Below are 16,584 nucleotides of genomic sequence, written 5' to 3'. Positions count from 1 at the left end.
TCACTCACTCGTGCCGAGCGCTTGCTCGACGAGCCCGACGAGCATCGCGCGGATCTCGGCGGACTGCAGGATTGCCACGAGGAGCCCCGCAAACGCGACCGCCGCGAGGATGACGATGGCGTACTCCGCAGTGACGGCCCCGCGTTCTTCCGCACCGAAGCGGCGCAGGGACCGGAGGAGGCATCGCCCGCGTGACGCACGCGCCGGACCAGTCGCGCCGCCGCGGCCACCGGTTCTTGCGTTCGTGCAGGCTGCGCCGGAACGCGGCCCGTCGGGGGAAGGCGCAATGGCGCGAGCCGCGCTGCCGGGAACCGCGCGGATCGCCGAGAGGCGTCTGGGTGCGATGGCGTCCGCAGCTCGGGTGCCGCGCGCTGGATGCATGCGGCGAGCGCGCTCGCGCTCACGCTCGGCGCGCCCCGGACTTCCATCGGTGGTGACGGCAGCTGCTGGGGCTGCCGCAGGGGCTGCCGCTGCGAGCGCTGCTGCGGCGGCGATGCCGAGTGTGGGGGTGACGGGTGTGGGGGCGGCCACGGTGGGCCGGGCACGGTCAGAAACGAGGTGCAGGCGAGGGGGCATGAGTCGTCCTTTCACGGAGCACGGCCCGGCGGGTGCCGGTGGATCAAGCTTCCCCGTGGGCCGCAATTGCATGCAGGGCCGTGGCGGATCTGTGGAGAGCGGTGCGCGCGGCCCGGGGAACGCGCGCTGTGAGCGGCAGGCTGGCGATCTGGGATCACAGCCCGCCCAGCATCGAGAGCACCACGGGCGCGACGCCCGTCGCGACGAACGCCGGGAGCACGCAGCAGCCGAGCGGGAGCAGAATGCGCACGCCGAAGCGCTCGGCGTCTCGCTCCAGCTGGGCTTCCGCGCGCAGGCGTGCAGCTCCGGCTTCCGCCAGCAGCAGTGGCCCGAGCGCCGCCCCGGTCCCGGCTGCGGTCGCGAGCGTGGTGTCGAGCAGTTCGCCACGGCAGAACCGCTCGAGCGGCACCCACTCCGCAGCCAGCGCGTCGACGGCATCCGCGGTGCGCAGCCGAGCCTGTGCGGGCGCCGCCCCTCCCCCGAGCGCGACCCAGAGGAGCTCGCACTCGAGCCCCGCCACCGTGTCGGCGCGCTCGGCCTGCCGGTGCAGGGCACGGGTCCAGGCGATCCCGGCTCCCATCAGCGCGCTTCCCCCGCAGAGCAGCGCGGCCCCTGGCCCGGTGAGGAGCACGGCGAACGGGTCGAAGCCGAGCGCCGCACCCAGGCCGAACGCGAGCACCGGGAGCGCGAGCACGAGCCGCACCGTTGCCCGTGGCCCGGCAAGGAGCACCGAGCGGCGCTCGTCCAGGCGCGCGAGCTCCGCGCACGCCGTGCCGATGCGCTCGAGCGCGGGGGCGAGGGGAGCGCCGCTCTGCTCCGCGAGCCGCCAGGCTGCCGCAAGCACGCGCCAGGGCGGATCCGGCTGCGCCGCGAGCGCGTGTTCCACTGGGGTCCCCGCTGCGACGAGCGCGGCGATCCCCCGGGCGAGCACCCCCAGCTCTGCGCTGCCGGCCCCCGCTGAGCGCGGCGCCGCCAAACGGTGCCCCGCCGAACGGCGCCCCGCCGAACCCGTGCCCGCGGTGGTCTGCCCGCGGCGCGCGGACGGACCGCGGGTCCCGCTCGTGTCCGCGATCGTGCCCCAGAGCTGCCCCGGCCGCACGCCTCCGCGGAGCAGCGCCGCAGCGCGCAGGGCGAGCGCGGCCACGGCGGCGGCACCGCCCTCCGAGCGATGGGTACGGGCGCGGAGGAACGCGCCGAGGCTACGCCGCATGGGCGTGCGCGGCCCGAGGCCGAGGCCGCTGCGCGCCGAGTGGTGGGCCGAGCGCCAGCGTGCCGTCCTGCCCGATGCGCAGCGACGCCGCGCCGGAAATCCGCGGTCGCCCCTGCGCCCGGCTGAGGTGGACGACGAGGTCGACCGCCGCGACAGCCTGCCGCGCGAGCGCGGAGCGGTCGAGGCCTGCCAGCGCGCCGAGCGCTTCGAGCCGTGCCGGCACCTCGGCGATGCGGCTCGCGTGCACCGTCCCCGCGCCGCCGTCGTGGCCTGTGTTGAGCGCTGCGAAGAGCGTGCCGAGCTCGGCTCCGCGGCACTCGCCCAGCACGATCCGGTCCGGACGCATGCGGAGCGCCTCGCGGAGGAGCTCGTCGAGGGTCACGCGCCCCACCCCTTCGGCGCTCGCCGGGCGTGCTTCGAGCGCGACCACGTGCGGGTGCCGGAGCCGAAGTTCGGCGAGATCCTCGATCGTGATGATCCGCTCGCCGGGATCCGCCAGGTCGAGGAGCGCCGCGAGCAACGTCGTTTTCCCGCTCCCCGTCCCGCCCGTGATCAGCAGGTTGCGGCGCTCGCGCACCGCTCGCCGGAGCACCGACGCCGCAGCCGCTCCGCAGAGCCCCCGGCGCACGAGCTCGGAGAAGCTCGGCCGTTCGAGTCGCGGGACACGGACCGAGACGGCCGCACCGCCCACCGCGACGGGTGGGAGCACGGCATGGACGCGGATCCCGTCGCCGATGCGCACGTCGGCGCAGGGTCGCAGCTCATCGAGGTGGCGCCCGCCAACGGCGATGAGCGCCGTCGCGAGCCGATGCACCGCCTCGGGCGTGGAACGCCAGCCGGGCACCCGGCGCGGCCCGGCCCCTTCATCGAGCCAGAGTGCGCCCGCGCCCTCCGCGACCTGCAGGAGGAGATCCCGGAGACCCGGCCGATCGAGCACCGGCAGCAGCCCCCCGAGCGCGCGGCGGGCGGGCAGCGGGAGCTGGGAGGTGCGTGCTCCGAGGGCGGGCCCGGCCCGCGCCCGCGCCCGCGGCGCAGGAGACACGGGCCGGGATGAGGGCCCGGACGATGCCCGAGGCGGGGAGGACCGCGCCCCCGCGGACGCGGGAGCCGGCACGAGCGCCAGCGCGGGGACCGACGCTCGCGCGGCCAGCTCTGCCGGACCAGCGACCGGGCGAGCGGCCAGCGCGGCGGGAACGGCGGAGGGCCCCGGCGGGGCGTAGCGGGCCACGGCCGCGAGCAACCACGGCGGGCCGGCGAGCGGGGCGGGCGGAGTGGGCGGAGTGGGCCGAGTGGGCGGAGCGTGAGAAGTGGTCGGGGCGTGAGGAGCGATCCGAGCGGTTCTGCGCCGCGCGCGGGGCGCGTCAGGATCCAGAATTCGTGTCATGCGATCAGTGAATCCGGTCGCGCGAGCGGGGCGGCCGATCCCCCGAGAATGTGGAGGGGACGGGCGCGGGCACTCCATACTTCCGGGTGTGGGCGGGGTTCGGGCGACGGTATACCCTGGGGGTGAATTCAGCGTCCCCTCGTGAGTACACCGAGGGGACGTTTCACCACCAACACGGATAAGGGCGTCCATGACTGATCAGAACGGCACGATCGAAAGCCACCCGCTGCAGAATGCCGAGAGCACCGAGACTTTCCCGCCCAGCCCCGACTTCGTGGGGCAGGCCAACCTCTCCGATCCGTCGGTCTACTGGCGCGCGGCGGAGGATCCCGAAACCTACTGGGCCGAGCAGGCCGAGCAGCTCCACTGGCGCAAGCCGTTCACCGAGATTCTCGACTGGACGAACCCGCCCTTCGCGAAGTGGTTCGCCGACGGCGAGCTGAACGTCGCGGAGAACTGCCTCGACCGCCACGTCGCGGCCGGACTCGGCGACCGCATTGCGATCCACTTCGAGGGCGAGCCGGGCGACTCCCGCAGCATCAGCTACGCCGAGCTCACCCACGAGGTGAAGCGCGCCGCGAACATGCTCACGAGCCTCGGCGTGGCAGCGGGCGATCGCGTGGCGATCTACATGCCGATGATCCCCGAGACGATCATCGCCATGCTCGCGGTCGCGCGCCTCGGGGCCGCGCACTCCGTCGTGTTCGGCGGGTTCAGCGCTGAGAGCCTCCGCGCACGCATCGACGACGCCGAGGCCGAGCTCGTGATCACGGCCGACGGCGGCTACCGGAAGGGCCGCGTCTCGGCGCTGAAGCCCACCGTCGACGACGCGCTCGCGCTCCACGGCGGCGGCAGCACCGCACAGCGGGTGCTCGTCGTGCAGCGCACCGAGAACGACGTGGTGATGGAGCCAGGCCGCGATCTCTGGTGGCACGAGGAGATCACGGCGTTCGACGGCGAGCACACCCCGCAGGGCTTCCCCGCGGAGAACCCGCTGTTCATCCTCTACACCTCGGGCACCACGGGCAAGCCGAAGGGCATCCTCCACACCTCTGGCGGCTACCTGACGCAGGCGAGCACCACGCACCGCAACGTCTTCGATCTGAAGCCCGACACCGACGTTTACTGGTGCACCGCCGACATCGGCTGGATCACGGGGCACAGCTACGTGGTCTACGGTCCGCTCGCGAACGGCGCGACGCAGGTCATCTACGAGGGCACCCCTGAGACCCCCGACTGGGGCCGCTGGTGGTCGATCATCCAGAAGTACGGCGTGACGATCTTCTACACCGCGCCGACCGCGATCCGCGCGTGCATGAAGGTCGGCCGGCAGGTGCCCGAGCAGTACGATCTGTCGAGCATCCGGCTGCTCGGATCCGTCGGCGAACCGATCAACCCCGAGGCGTGGCGCTGGTACCACGAGGTGATCGGCGGCGGCCGCGCCCCCATCGTGGACACCTGGTGGCAGACGGAGACCGGCGCGCTCATGATCTCGCCGCTGCCCGGGATCACCGCGCTGAAGCCCGGCAGCGCGCAGACCCCGCTTCCCGGCATCTCCGCCGCCGTGCTCACCGAGGAGGGCGAGCCCGTGAAGCGCGGCCAGGGCGGTCTGCTCGTGATCCAGCGCCCGTGGCCGTCCATGGTGCGCGGCATCTGGGGCGACCCGCAGCGCTTCATCGACACCTACTGGTCGAAGTTCGGTGATCAGTACTTCGCCGGCGACGGCGCGCGCCTCGACGAGGACGGCGACATCTGGCTGCTCGGCCGGGTCGACGACGTCATGAACGTGTCCGGCCACCGGCTGTCGACCGCCGAGATCGAGTCGGCGCTCGTGGAGCACCACGCCGTGGCCGAGTCCGCGGTGGTCGGCGCCGACGACGAGACCACGGGTCAGGCGGTCGTCGCGTTCGTGATCCTGAAGTCGCAGCAGACGCTGCTGGATCCGGAGGACGCCGAGGTCGAGCTGAAGAAGCACGTCGCAGCGCAGATCGGTGCGATCGCCCGGCCCCGCCAGGTGTTCATCGTGAACGAACTGCCGAAGACTCGATCGGGCAAGATCATGCGGCGCCTCCTGAAGGACGCCGCCGAGGGGCGCGAGGTGGGCGACACGACCACGCTCGCCGACACCGCGGTGATGCAGACGATCTCGGATCGCGTGCGCCGGGAGCGGGCGGCCAAGTAGCGAGCGGGGATCCTGCGCTCTTCGCTCGGAGCGCGGGATCCTCGTCTCACTTCTTCGAAGCGCGGGATCCGCATCTCACTTCTCGGAGAAATCAGAAATCTCGGAGCCCTTCACGTGATGGGCTCCGAGATTTCTGATTTCTCCGAGGAACCGGGGAAGGGGACTCGCGCTGACGCGCGCACCCCGTCCCCACTCGGGAGGGCTTCCGCCTAGTCCTCGATCTTGAAGACGAACTCGATCTCCACGGGAGCGTCGAGCGGCAGCACCGCGACGCCCACGGCGGAGCGGACGTGAATGCCCAGGTCGCCGAAGACGCGGCCCAGGAAGACCGAGGCGCCGTTCGCGACGGCGGGCTGCCCCGTGAAGGAGGGGTCGGACGCGACGAAGGCGGTGACCTTCACGACCTGCGAGATGCGGTCGAGCGAGCCGACGACGCCGCGCACCGCGGCGAGGGCGTTGAGGGCGCAGAGCTGCGCGAGCTCCTCGGCACGCTCGGGCGAGACGAGCCCCTCGCCGACGCCGACCTTGCCGGTCTCGGGAAGCGCGCCGTCGACGAACGGGAGCTGGCCCGCCGTGTAGACGTAGTTGCCGTCGCGGAGCGCGGGGACGTAGGCGGCGACCGCTGCGGCCACCTCGGGGATCTGGAAGCCGAGCTCGCTCAGACGATCCTCAATTACTGACGACATGGATTAGCCCTTCTTCCTCTTCAGGTACGCGACGTTGCCGCCGGCCGGTCCTTCGATGATCTGCACGAGCTCCCAGCCCTGCCCACCCCAGTTGTTGAGAATCTGGGCCTCATTGTGCAGGAGCAGGGGGGTCACGAAGTACTCCCACTGCGTCGTTTCGGTCACTTCACTCACGTTCGGATCTCCCTCGGAAAGCGGCCGGATCGGGTCCGGATCGATCATGCGCGCGCAACTGCATCACCCCACGGCGTTCGTGGATTTTCAGCTACGTCGCATACCCTTAATCTTATGACCCGACAGACACCCCAGTCCTCGCGCGTGCGCTCAATGAAGCCGCGCAGCGCGGGCGGAGCCCTCGGAGGCATCCTCGGCGCCATCGCCATGAGCGCGATCGCCGGGGTGCTCGTCACCGCAGCCGTCACCCCGGTCGTCGCGCTGAGCGGCACCGCGGCGAACTCCGCGATCGAGATCTTCGACCGCCTTCCGGACCACCTCGACCCGGGCCGCCTGGCCGAGCCGTCGACGCTGTGGGCCACGGGAGCGGACAGCACGACCTACAAGCTCGCCGAGTTCTACGATCAGGACCGCGAGACCGTCGGCTGGGACGACATCTCCCAGCATGTGAAGGATGCCGCGGTCGCCGAGGAGGATCCGCGCTTCTACACCCACGGCGGCGTCGACGTGCTCGCCACGGGCCGCGCGGTGCTGCAGAACGCGGCCGGCAAGAACCTCTCCGGCGCGTCCACCATCACCATGCAGTACGTCCGCAACGTGCTCATCCAGGAGGCCCTCGCGATCCCCGACAAGGAGAAGCAGGACGCCGCCTACGAAGAGGCGATGAAGCAGGACATGGAGCGCAAGCTCAAGGAGATGAAGCTCGCGATCAGCATCGAGAAGAAGTTCCCGAAGGATGAGATCCTGCTCGGGTACCTCAACATCGCGCTGTTCGGTCGCACCATCTACGGCATCGAGTCCGCCGCGCACTACTACTACAACACCTCGGCGAAGGATCTCTCGCTGGCGCAGGCCGCGAGCCTCGTCGCGATCGTGAACAACCCGGGTCACCTCCAGATCGACGTGCCCGAGAACATTCCCGCGAACAAGGAACGCCGCAACAAGATCCTCGACAGCATGCTGCGGACCGGCAAGATCACGCAGGCGGAGCACGACGAGGCGGTTGCGACCGAGGTCGAGCCGCAGATCACGCCCCGCGTCGCGGGCTGCAGCGTCGCCGAGGCGAACTACGGCCTCGGCCACTTCTGCGACTACGTGCAGCGCTACATCAAGCAGGATCCGAACTTCGGTGAGACCCCGGCCGAGCGCGAGTTCAACTTCAGCCGCGGCGGGTACCAGATCTACACCACGATCGATCTCGACATGCAGCGCGCCGGCCTCGACGCGACCCACGCGACCGTGCCCGCCCAGATGGACGGAATCGACGTCGGCTCCGCGTCGAGCAGCGTCGAGGTGAACACCGGACGCGTGCTATCCATGGTGCAGAACCGGCCGTTCAGCAACGACCCGGCGGTGATCGAGTCGGATCCGGGCTACTCCGCGATCAACTACAACACCGACTACGAGTACGGCGGATCGGGCGGCTTCCAGGTCGGCTCGACGTTCAAGGCCGTCACCCTCGCCGAGTGGATCCAGACGGGCCACTCCGTGCGCGACATCGTGAACGTGAACGCGCGCACCGTCAACGAGAACTCCATCAAGGCCTCGTGCATGGACGGCGGCGTCTACGGCTACGGAACCTTCACGTTCCAGAACGACAACAACTTCACGCGCGGCAACCAGACCGTGCTCACCGCGATGGCCCAGTCCGTCAACGGCGGCCTCGTCTCGATGCAGCAGAAGATGGACCTCTGCGGCACCTTCGAGACCGCGAAGAAGCTCGGCATCCACCGCGCGGCCCCGCAGACGAACCCGGATCTCCCGACCTACGGCACGACGGACCTCAGCATGGTGCCCTCGAACGTCTACGGCGGTATCGACGAGATCGCGCCCATCACGATGGCCGCCGCGTACGGCGCCTTCGCAGGCAACGGCACCGTCTGCACGCCCGTGCCGATCGACCTCATCACGGGCCCCGACGGCGAAGAAGTGCCCTTCACGAAGAGCAAGTGCACGGAGGCGCTCTCCCCCGAGGTCGCCGCGGGCGTTGCCTACGCGCTGCAGTACACCGTGACGAACGGCCTCGCGAAGCACGCGACCTCCGCCTACGGCACCCCGCACCTTGCGAAGACCGGTACCACCGACTTCATCCGCGACAACTGGACGGTCGGCGCGAGCAGCAAGGTCGCGACCGCGACGTGGGTGGGCAACGCCGGCCCCGTGCAGCTCGCCGACGGAACCTGGGATCGCGTCTCCACGCAGCCCTTCGGTGACCTTATGAACGCGGACCAGTACATCTGGCCTCAGATCATGAACGCTGCGGACGCCCGCTACGGCGGCGACCCCTTCCCCGAGCCTTCGGCGGCCGCGGTGCAGCAGACGATGGTCCAGGTACCCGACGTCAAGGGCAAGTCCTTCGACGAGGCCGTGAGCATGCTCACGCAGCTCGGCTTCAACGTCGCCGACGGCGGCGAGGTCGACTCCTCGGTCGCGAAGGGCCTCGCGGCTTCCTCGAGCCCCGCAGCGGGCGAGCAGATCGGGCTCGGCTCCGGCGTCACCGTCTACCGCAGCAACGGCGAGGCGTCGAAGATCCCGGACGGCCTGACGGGTCGCAGCGGCGACGATGCGAAGTCGACGCTCGCGAGCGCCGGGTTCTCCTCCGTCGACTTCACCTGTGAGGCCGACGGCAAGCCCGACCCGAAGAAGGACAAGGTCGTGTCCGTGAGCCCCGACAGCGGCTCCGAGGCCGCCATGGGCGGCACGGTCACCCTGACCCTGGCCTGCAAGGCGAAGAACTAGTCCGGATGGCACGTACCGCCCGCCCCGCCGCGGTCGCTCTCGGAGCGGCCGCGGCGGGAGTGACCCTCTGGGCCACCGTGATCGAGCGTCGGCTGTTCACGGTGCGCCGCCACACGCTGCCGCTGCTCCCGGCCGGGGCCACCCCGATCCGGATCCTGCAGCTCTCCGATCTGCACCTCGCCCCGTGGCAGAGCCGGAAGATCGACTGGGTGCGCTCGCTCGCCGAGCTGCGCCCCGACCTCGTCGTGCTCACTGGCGACCTCATGGGCCACCTGGAGGCGCGGCACGCGCTGATCCATGCGCTCAAACCGCTCGCCGAGGCGGCCCCGACGGTCTTCGTGCACGGCTCGAACGACTACTACGGCCCGCGTTTCAAGAACCCGGTGAAGTATCTGCTCGAGCCGAGCCGGCTGAGCACGCGCGAACCGGACATCGACAACGCGGCGCTCACCACGAGCCTCACGGGGATCGGCGCGATCGACCTCAACAACACGGCGACGCGGATCGAGGTGCAAGGCACCGCGATCGAACTGCTCGGCCTCAACGACCCGCACATCCGCTACGACGATGTCGCCGCGATGCGCGCCGCGCTGGGCGAGCTGCCGGAGGGCGAGAGCGAGGCTCTGCGCCTCGGCGTCGTCCACGCCCCCTACCAGGAGGCGCTCGGCGAGCTGCTGCGCGACGATGCCGAGCTGATCCTCGCGGGGCACACCCACGGCGGCCAGGTGCGCGTGCCGGGCGTCGGTGCGATGACCTCGAACTGCGATCTGCCCACGGGCCAGGCCCGCGGGCTGAGCGTCTGGTACGACGCGCACCGCGCCGCCTACCTCAACGTGAGCGCGGGCCTCGGCAACTCGATCTACGCCCCGGTGCGCTTCGCCTGCCGCCCGGAGGCGTCACTCCTGACGCTTGAGGCGGCGAGCTAGCGCACACCGGATACGCACGCCGGATAGACGCGAAAGGGGGCGGGGCTCAGATGAGCCCCGCCCCCTCTCGCGTTCTCGGGAACGCTGCTCGCGCTAGTTCGCGAGCCGCTTCGCGGCGACGAGCTCCGCGATCTGCACCGCGTTGAGCGCAGCGCCCTTGCGGAGGTTGTCGTTCGAGATGAAGAGCACGAGGCCCCGGCCCTCAGGAGCCGACTGGTCTTCGCGGATGCGCCCGACGAAGGAGGGATCCTGGCCGGCCGCCTCGAGGGGGGTGGGCACGTCGCTCAGCGCCACGCCAGGCGCGGCTGCGAGGACCTCGCGCGCGCGGTCGGCGGAGATCGGGTTCGCGAACTCGGCGTTGATCGAGAGCGAGTGGCCCGTGAACACGGGAACGCGCACGCAGGTGCCGGCAACGCGCAGCTCGGGCAGGCCGAGGATCTTGCGGCTCTCGTTGCGGAGCTTCTTCTCCTCGTCCGTCTCCCCCTCGCCGTCGTCGACGATCGAGCCCGCGAGCGGGAGCACGTCGAACGCGATGGTCTTCGTGTAGACCTCGGGTGCGGGGAAGGTGACCGCGGAGCCGTCGTGCACGAGCGCCTCGAGCGCGCCGGACTCGACCGCCGCGGTGGCCTGACCAGCGAGCTCCTGCGCGCCCACGAGACCGGAGCCGGAGACGGCCTGGAAGGTGGTGACGACCAGGCGCTCGAGCCCAGCCTCGGCGTGCAGGGCCTGCATCACGGGCATGGCTGCCATGGTGGTGCAGTTCGGGTTCGCGATGATGCCCTTGGGCGCGTTGTCGATCTCCTGCGGGTTGACCTCGCTGACGACGAGCGGCACCTCGGGGTCGAGGCGCCAGGCGCTCGAGTTGTCGATGACGAGGGCGCCTGCCGCGGCGAACTCCGGGGCGTAGCGCTTCGAAGCGGTGCCGCCCGCGGAAAAGAGCGCGACATCGATCCCGCTCTTGTCCGCGGTGTCGACGTCCTCGACCGTAATCTGCTCGCCGCGGAACTCGAGGACGGTGCCCGCGGAGCGGGCGCTCGAGAAGAAGCGCACGGAGGCGATGGGGAAGTCGCGCTCCACGAGCAGGCGGCGCATCACTGCGCCCACCTGGCCGGTTGCGCCGACGACGGCGAGGTTGAGCCCCTGCTGATCAGACATGTCTGGTCCTGTTCTGGTGGAGATGACGGCTAGCGGCCGGTGCCGGCGTAGACCGTCGCGTCGGTGTCGGAGTCGAGTCCGAACGCGGTGTGGAGAACGCGCACGGCCTGATCCATGAGGTCGGCGCGGGTGACGACGGAGATCCGGATCTCGGAGGTGGAGATCATCTCGATGTTGATGCCCGCCTCGAAGAGGGTACGGAACAGCTGGGCGGAGACGCCCGTGCTCGTGCGCATCCCGGCGCCGACGACGGCGACCTTCGCGATCTGATCGTCGTACTGCAGGTTCTCAAACTCGAGCGACTCGCGCTCGGCCTCGAGGGCCTCGATCACCCGACGGCCGTCGCCCACCGGAACGGTGAAGGAGATGTCGGTGCGGTTCGTGTTCGCGGCGGAGACGTTCTGCACGATCATGTCGATGTTGGCGTGGGTCTTCGCCACGATCTCGAAGATCTGCGCGGCCTTCCCCGGGACGTCCGGGACGCCGCCGACGGTGACCTTGGCCTCGTCCTTCTCGGCTGCGATACCAGTGATGACCGGCTCTTCCACCTGTTCTCCCTTCGGATGCCCCTGTGCGGGGTCGTAGACGATGGTGCCCGGCTCGTTGGTGAAGGACGAGCGGACGTGCAGTGCGACGCCGTGGCGGCGCGCGTACTCGACGGCGCGCAGGTGGAGCACCTTCGCGCCGGAGGCGGCGAGCTCGAGCATCTCCTCGGCGGTGATGGCGTCGATCTTGCGCGCCTTCGACACGACGCGGGGATCCGTCGTGAACACGCCGTCCACGTCGGTGTAGATCTCGCACATGTCCGCGTTGAGCGCGGCGGCAAGGGCGACGGCGGTCGTGTCGGATCCGCCCCGGCCCAGCGTGGTGATGTCGCGGGAGTCGCGGCTGAAGCCCTGGAAGCCCGCGACGATCGCCACGGCTCCCTGATCGAGCGCCTCGCGGACGCGGCCCGGCGTGACGTCGACGATCTTCGCGGAGCCGTGCTCTGCGGTCGTAATCATGCCGGCCTGGCTGCCGGTGAAGGAGAGGGCTTCGAGGCCCATCCCCTTGATGGTCATCGCGAGGAGCGCCATGGAGATGCGCTCGCCTGCGGTGAGCAGCATGTCCAGCTCACGGGGTGCCGGGATCGGGGTGCACTCTGCGGCGAGATCGAGCAGCTCGTCAGTGGTGTCGCCCATCGCGCTGACCGCGACGACGACGTCGTTGCCGGCACGGCGGGTATCGACGATCCGCTTGGCGACGCGCTTGATGCTCTCCGCATCGGCAACCGACGAGCCCCCGAACTTCTGCACGATCAATGCCACGCGGGTTCCTCCTCAAATGCGAACGCGAGAGGCCAGTCTATCGCGAAGCGTATGTCCGCCGGGTTCGGGCGCCGATCCCCTCGGAGATATCGCGAACTTCGGAGGTTTTTCGGGCTGTGCCTCCGAGAAATCGGATTTCTCCGAGGAAAGGGAGACGGGGTGGGGCGGGGTGAGGCGGGGCGGGGCGGAGCTGGCCTCCGCGGTGTGGCGCGGGCGTCCGCGGGTGCTGCGGGCCTCCGCAGGGCGGCGCCGGGCTACTCGACCTTGCGGCGCCCCTCGAATGCGCGCCCGAGCGTCACCTCGTCGGCGAATTCGAGGTCGCCGCCGACCGGCAGGCCTGAGGCGAGCCGCGAGACGGGGACCTCGATGCTCGTGAGCAGGCGGGAGAGGTAGGCGGCGGTTGCCTCGCCCTCGAGGTTCGGGTCAGTGGCGATGATGACTTCGCGGATCTCGGCTGCGCCGAGGCGGCGCATGAGCGCGGGGATCGCAAGGTCGTCGGGGCCGATGCCGTCGATCGGGCTGATCGCCCCGCCGAGCACGTGGTAGACGCCGCGGAACTGGCGGGTGCGCTCGATCGCGACGACGTCTTTCGGCTCCTCGACGACACAGATGAGGGTGTGGTCGCGCCGGGGGTCCCGGCAGATGGAGCACTCCTCCTGCTCGGTGATGTTGCCGCATACGGCGCAGAACCGCACCTTCTCGCGCACCTCGCTGAGCAGCTCGGCGAGGCGGGAGACGTCGAAGTGCTGCGTCTGGAGGATGTGGAACGCGATGCGCTGCGCCGACTTCGGGCCGATGCCGGGGAGGCGCCCGAACTCGTCGATCAGGTCCTGGACGATTCCGTCGTACACGGGCGTACCTCCTCGGTTGGGCGGCGCGGCGAGCGCGCCGTGCGTCGCACGGAGTGCGACGGGCTTCAGTGTAGGGCGTTAGCGGGGCGGGAGCGGGAGCTCTTCGACGAAGCGCGCGCCGAGCACCTCGCGCACGACGGCCTCGCCGTAGCGCGTGAATGCGGGGGCGGTGCGCTTCGCGGCGTCCCCGTCCTCGGGCGCGGACCCCGGCGCGGCGGCGGGGCTTCCCGCTAGCGCGGACTCCGTGGGCTCCGGGCGCCCGGCCCCGGGTGCGGTCCCGGATGCCCCTGGAGCTCCGCTTTCGGTGCGCGGCGCTGCCGGCGCGGGAGCCGCGGGTGCGGCAGGCTGGCCGGCAGGCGACGTGGGAGCCGCGGGCGCGCGGCCCGTCGCCGGGGCCGAGCCGTAGGGGTCGCCATAGGCGTCCTCGTACTCGTCGCTCGGCGCGGCATCGGCTTCCCCGTAGGGATCACCGCCCGCGTAGGGGTCGCTCGGGATCGCGGTGCCGCGCTGCGGCTCCGCCCCGCCGCGCGCGGTCGCACCGGTCGCCGATGCGGCCGGTGCGACCGGTGCAGCAGGTGCAGCAGGTGCAGCAGGTGCCGTGTCCGCGGATGGGCGCTCCCCCGGGTTCTGGCTCTGCGGCTGCGCTGACGGATCCGCTCCGCCAGCCGGGGCCTCGGGCGCCGAATGAGACGCGGGTGCCGGATCAGACGCGGGCACAGGCTCGGAAGCTGGCGCGGGATCGGACGCGACAGCGGGGTCTGCCGGGGCCGCGGGATCGGCGGCAGCCGGTGCGGCCACGGGCGCCGAGTCACTGGGCATCTGCGCGGCCGGAGCCGGGGCAGCGGGCGCCGGTGCCGGTGCCGGTGCCGGCACGGACGCCGCCGAAGCCGCCGAAGCCGCCGGAGCCGCGGGCATCGGATCCGCCCACGCGGGGGCCGCGAGTGCGGGGCCGAGCCCGTTCAGGCGCGCGGCAGCGCGGGCTACGGGATCCAGCGCGGCCGCCGCGTCACCCGGCTGGGACGGCTGCGGGACCGACGACTGCGGTGCCGACGACTGCGGGGCCGGGGACTGCGGCGACTGGGCGGAAGCGGCTGGGGAGGCCCCTCGGTGGGGCTCCTCTGCGTCGGCGGCGGACTGGGGCTCGCGCGCGGTGCTCTGCGCGCCCCCGTTCACGGAGGCGACCCGGGTCGGCTTGTACTTCACGCTGATGCCGACGGCCGAGAGGATCGTCTCGCGGAGCGGACCGGCGCCCGCGGCCTTGAACGCGGCGAGGTCGGACTCGGAGGCGAGGCCCACGGTCAGCACGTCGCCGTCGAGCGCGACGGGAACGACCGGCGAGACGGCGTTCCAGGCGTCACGGTCCGCTTCGAGGATCTCCTCGAGCAGTTCGGGCCAGAGCTCGACCAGGTCGTCGAAGCCGGGGGCCTCGCCGCTCTCCTCGGCGTGCTCGCCCGTCTCGGCGCCGCCCTCTGCGGCCTCGGCGTTGACCTCGGCGGGGCCTGCTGCGGCGTCCACGAGACCGGCCGGGCCGGTCTCGGTGCTCGAAGCGGCCGCTCCGCCCGTCGCGGCCACCGGGCGCTCGGCCTGGGGTGTAGCGGGCCGCGCCTGCGGGGCGGTGGGCTCGCTGCCGATGCTCTCGATCTGCGCCGCACTGAGCACGTCGGAGATGGGACGCCCGAACGCTGCGGCACCCGCGTTGGGGTGCGGCGTCGAGCCGTCCGCGGGACGGGCGGGCGCGGGCGCGGGCGCGACGGGAACCTCCGCAGCCGGGGCGGCGGCGGGAGCAGCATCGGCGGCGGGAGCAGCGTCGGCGGCCGGAGCGGGCGCGGCAGGAGCCTCCGCAGCCGGAGCGGGCTCAGCCGCGGCAGGCTCAGCCGCGGCGGTGCCGGGCGTCGCCCCCGCCGAGTCCTCGCGGAGGAACTCGCGGATGGAGGCCGCGGTCTGCGCCGCGTTCGGAACCGCGGGCTCCGCGGGAGCGGACGGGGCCGCGGGCGCGGCGGCAGGAGCAGGAGCAGGAGCAGGAGCAGCGGCCGCACTCCGCGCCGCCGCAACGGCGGAGAGCGGGTTCACCGCGGGGGCAGGGGCAGGCGCGGGAGCAGCGGCGGGCGCCGCGGGCTGTGCCGTCGCGTGCGGGGCGCGCTGTGGCATGGATCCGGCAGCAGCGGGCTGCTGCGCCGACGTGGCGGGCACGGAAGCCGAGGCCGGAGCCGCGGCAGGCGGCTGGGTCTGGGCGCCGGCAGCACCGCTCGCCCCGGCCTGCACGAGCACGCGGGCGACCATCAGCTCGAGCTGCAGCCGCGGCGCGGTCGCTCCGGCCATCGAGTCGAGCGCCGCGCTCACCACATCGGCGGTGCGGGAGAGCTCGCCTGGCGCGAAGCGCTGCGCCTGCTCGAACATGCGGGTGAGCTGGTCCTGCGGCACGCCGCGGAACACCGCCGCCGCACCATCGACCGAGGTCGCGCCGACCACGATCAGATCGCGGAGGCGCTCCAGCAGATCCTCGACGAAGCGTCGCGGATCCTGCCCCGTCTGCACCACGCGGTCCGTCGCCTGGAATGCCGCCGCGGGATCGTGCGTGCCGAAGGCCGTGACCACGTCATCGAGAAGCTCGGTGTGCGTGAAGCCCAGCAGGCCAGCCGCGCGCTCCGCCGTGACGAGCGCGGTCTCGGAACCGGCGATGAGCTGGTCGAGGATCGAGAGCGTATCGCGCACCGAACCACCGCCCGCGCGCACCACGAGGGGCAGCACGCCGGGCTCGACCTGCACGCCCTCGCTGTCGCAGAGCGACTGCACGTAGTCGATGAGGGTCCCTGGCGCGATCAGCCGGAACGGGTAGTGGTGGGTGCGCGAGCGGATCGTGCCGATCACCTTGTCCGGCTCCGTGGTCGCGAAGACGAACTTCACGTGCGGCGGCGGCTCCTCCACGATCTTGAGCAGCGCGTTGAAGCCGCCCGGCGTGACCATGTGCGCCTCATCGATGATGAAGATCTTGAAGCGGTCGCGGGCGGGCGCGAAGACCGCGCGCTCGCGCAGATCGCGCGCATCGTCCACGCCGCCGTGGCTCGCGGCGTCGATCTCGACCACGTCGAGCGATCCCCCGCCGTCGCGGCTCAGCTCGACGCAACTCGGGCAGACACCGCACGGAGTGTCCGTCGGCCCCTCCGCGCAGTTCAGGCAGCGCGCGAGAATGCGCGCGGAGGTCGTCTTGCCGCAGCCGCGCGGGCCGCTGAACAGGTAGGCGTGGCCGATGCGACCGCTGCGGAGCGCGGTCATCAGCGGATCAGTCACCTGGGACTGTCCGATCATCTCGGCGAAGGCTTCGGGCCGATAACGGCGATAGAGTGCGGCAACCACGAGATCAATGGTACCCGCGACCGCAGACATTCGGCCTGGA

The 16,584-nt window shown here is 71.6% G+C and carries 12 protein-coding genes; 3 read left to right on the top strand and 9 right to left on the bottom strand.

Going from position 1 to position 16,584, the window contains the following annotated elements:
• From U874_RS15740 to U874_RS0103555, 3 genes are all read right to left on the bottom strand, one after another.
• On the bottom strand, nucleotides 1-381 hold the full coding sequence (locus U874_RS15740) for a DUF4244 domain-containing protein (RefSeq protein WP_081809880.1): 381 nt from the start codon (nucleotides 379-381) through the stop codon (nucleotides 1-3).
• 349 nt (nucleotides 382-730) lie between these two features.
• On the bottom strand, nucleotides 731-1,786 hold the full coding sequence (locus U874_RS14105) for a type II secretion system F family protein (protein WP_051582784.1): 1,056 nt from the start codon (nucleotides 1,784-1,786) through the stop codon (nucleotides 731-733).
• Nucleotides 1,776-2,723 (bottom strand): CpaF family protein, encoded by a 948-nt coding sequence (locus U874_RS0103555; protein ID WP_025133172.1) that lies wholly within the window; start codon nucleotides 2,721-2,723, stop codon nucleotides 1,776-1,778. Before U874_RS0103555 ends, U874_RS14105 begins: the two co-directional genes overlap by 11 nt.
• A gap of 637 nt (nucleotides 2,724-3,360) precedes the next feature.
• On the opposite strand from U874_RS0103555, the gene acs reads away from it, so the two are divergent.
• Nucleotides 3,361-5,352, top strand: a complete 1,992-nt coding sequence (acs, locus tag U874_RS0103550; protein ID WP_029987559.1) for an acetate--CoA ligase — start codon at nucleotides 3,361-3,363, stop codon at nucleotides 5,350-5,352.
• A 209-nt stretch (nucleotides 5,353-5,561) separates the two neighbouring features.
• On the opposite strand, the gene U874_RS0103545 is transcribed toward acs, so the two are convergent.
• Nucleotides 5,562-6,038, bottom strand: coding sequence for a RidA family protein (locus U874_RS0103545; protein WP_025133170.1), 477 nt, complete (start codon nucleotides 6,036-6,038; stop codon nucleotides 5,562-5,564).
• 3 nt (nucleotides 6,039-6,041) lie between these two features.
• On the bottom strand, nucleotides 6,042-6,212 hold the full coding sequence (locus U874_RS14100; protein WP_115651486.1) for a DUF4177 domain-containing protein: 171 nt from the start codon (nucleotides 6,210-6,212) through the stop codon (nucleotides 6,042-6,044).
• A 114-nt stretch (nucleotides 6,213-6,326) separates the two neighbouring features.
• Between U874_RS14100 and U874_RS0103535 the strand changes: the two genes are divergently transcribed.
• Nucleotides 6,327-8,951 carry a transglycosylase domain-containing protein gene (locus U874_RS0103535; RefSeq protein WP_232755861.1) on the top strand — a complete coding sequence of 875 codons (2,625 nt, stop codon included), beginning with the start codon at nucleotides 6,327-6,329 and terminating at the stop codon, nucleotides 8,949-8,951.
• Between the two features lie 5 nt (nucleotides 8,952-8,956).
• Nucleotides 8,957-9,877, top strand: coding sequence for a metallophosphoesterase (locus tag U874_RS0103530; protein ID WP_025133168.1), 921 nt, complete (start codon nucleotides 8,957-8,959; stop codon nucleotides 9,875-9,877).
• Nucleotides 9,878-9,970: 93 nt separating this feature from the next.
• Here U874_RS0103530 and U874_RS0103525 read toward each other — a convergent pair whose 3' ends face one another.
• From U874_RS0103525 to dnaX, 4 genes are all read right to left on the bottom strand, one after another.
• Entirely contained in the window at nucleotides 9,971-11,032 is a 1,062-nt protein-coding gene (locus U874_RS0103525) for an aspartate-semialdehyde dehydrogenase (RefSeq protein WP_025133167.1), read from the bottom strand.
• A gap of 29 nt (nucleotides 11,033-11,061) precedes the next feature.
• Entirely contained in the window at nucleotides 11,062-12,339 is a 1,278-nt protein-coding gene (locus U874_RS0103520; RefSeq protein WP_025133166.1) for an aspartate kinase, read from the bottom strand.
• A gap of 254 nt (nucleotides 12,340-12,593) precedes the next feature.
• Nucleotides 12,594-13,190, bottom strand: a complete 597-nt coding sequence (gene recR / locus U874_RS0103515) for a recombination mediator RecR (RefSeq protein WP_025133165.1) — start codon at nucleotides 13,188-13,190, stop codon at nucleotides 12,594-12,596.
• Between the two features lie 78 nt (nucleotides 13,191-13,268).
• A complete protein-coding gene (dnaX, locus tag U874_RS0103510) occupies nucleotides 13,269-16,496 on the bottom strand; it encodes a DNA polymerase III subunit gamma/tau (protein WP_369802346.1) in 3,228 nt (1,075 codons plus the stop codon).
• Nucleotides 16,497-16,584 lie beyond the last annotated feature (88 nt).

This window comes from Leucobacter sp. PH1c, from assembly GCF_000633415.1.
Lineage (GTDB): Bacteria > Actinomycetota > Actinomycetes > Actinomycetales > Microbacteriaceae > Leucobacter.
The sequence above is the reverse complement of the archived record's forward strand: the minus strand, read 5'-3'. Positions and strand labels throughout refer to the sequence as shown.

Excerpts from the sequence above, each read along its gene's own strand:
- U874_RS15740 (WP_081809880.1), bottom strand. The coding sequence starts at position 381 with ATGCATCCAGCGCGCGGCACCCGAGCTGCGGACGCCATCGCACCCAGA.
- U874_RS14105 (WP_051582784.1), bottom strand. The coding sequence starts at position 1,786 with ATGCGGCGTAGCCTCGGCGCGTTCCTCCGCGCCCGTACCCATCGCTCG.
- acs (WP_029987559.1), top strand. The coding sequence starts at position 3,361 with ATGACTGATCAGAACGGCACGATCGAAAGCCACCCGCTGCAGAATGCC.
- U874_RS0103545 (WP_025133170.1), bottom strand. The coding sequence starts at position 6,038 with ATGTCGTCAGTAATTGAGGATCGTCTGAGCGAGCTCGGCTTCCAGATC.
- U874_RS0103535 (WP_232755861.1), top strand. The coding sequence starts at position 6,327 with ATGACCCGACAGACACCCCAGTCCTCGCGCGTGCGCTCAATGAAGCCG.
- U874_RS0103530 (WP_025133168.1), top strand. The coding sequence starts at position 8,957 with ATGGCACGTACCGCCCGCCCCGCCGCGGTCGCTCTCGGAGCGGCCGCG.
- U874_RS0103525 (WP_025133167.1), bottom strand. The coding sequence starts at position 11,032 with ATGTCTGATCAGCAGGGGCTCAACCTCGCCGTCGTCGGCGCAACCGGC.
- dnaX (WP_369802346.1), bottom strand. The coding sequence starts at position 16,496 with ATGATCGGACAGTCCCAGGTGACTGATCCGCTGATGACCGCGCTCCGC.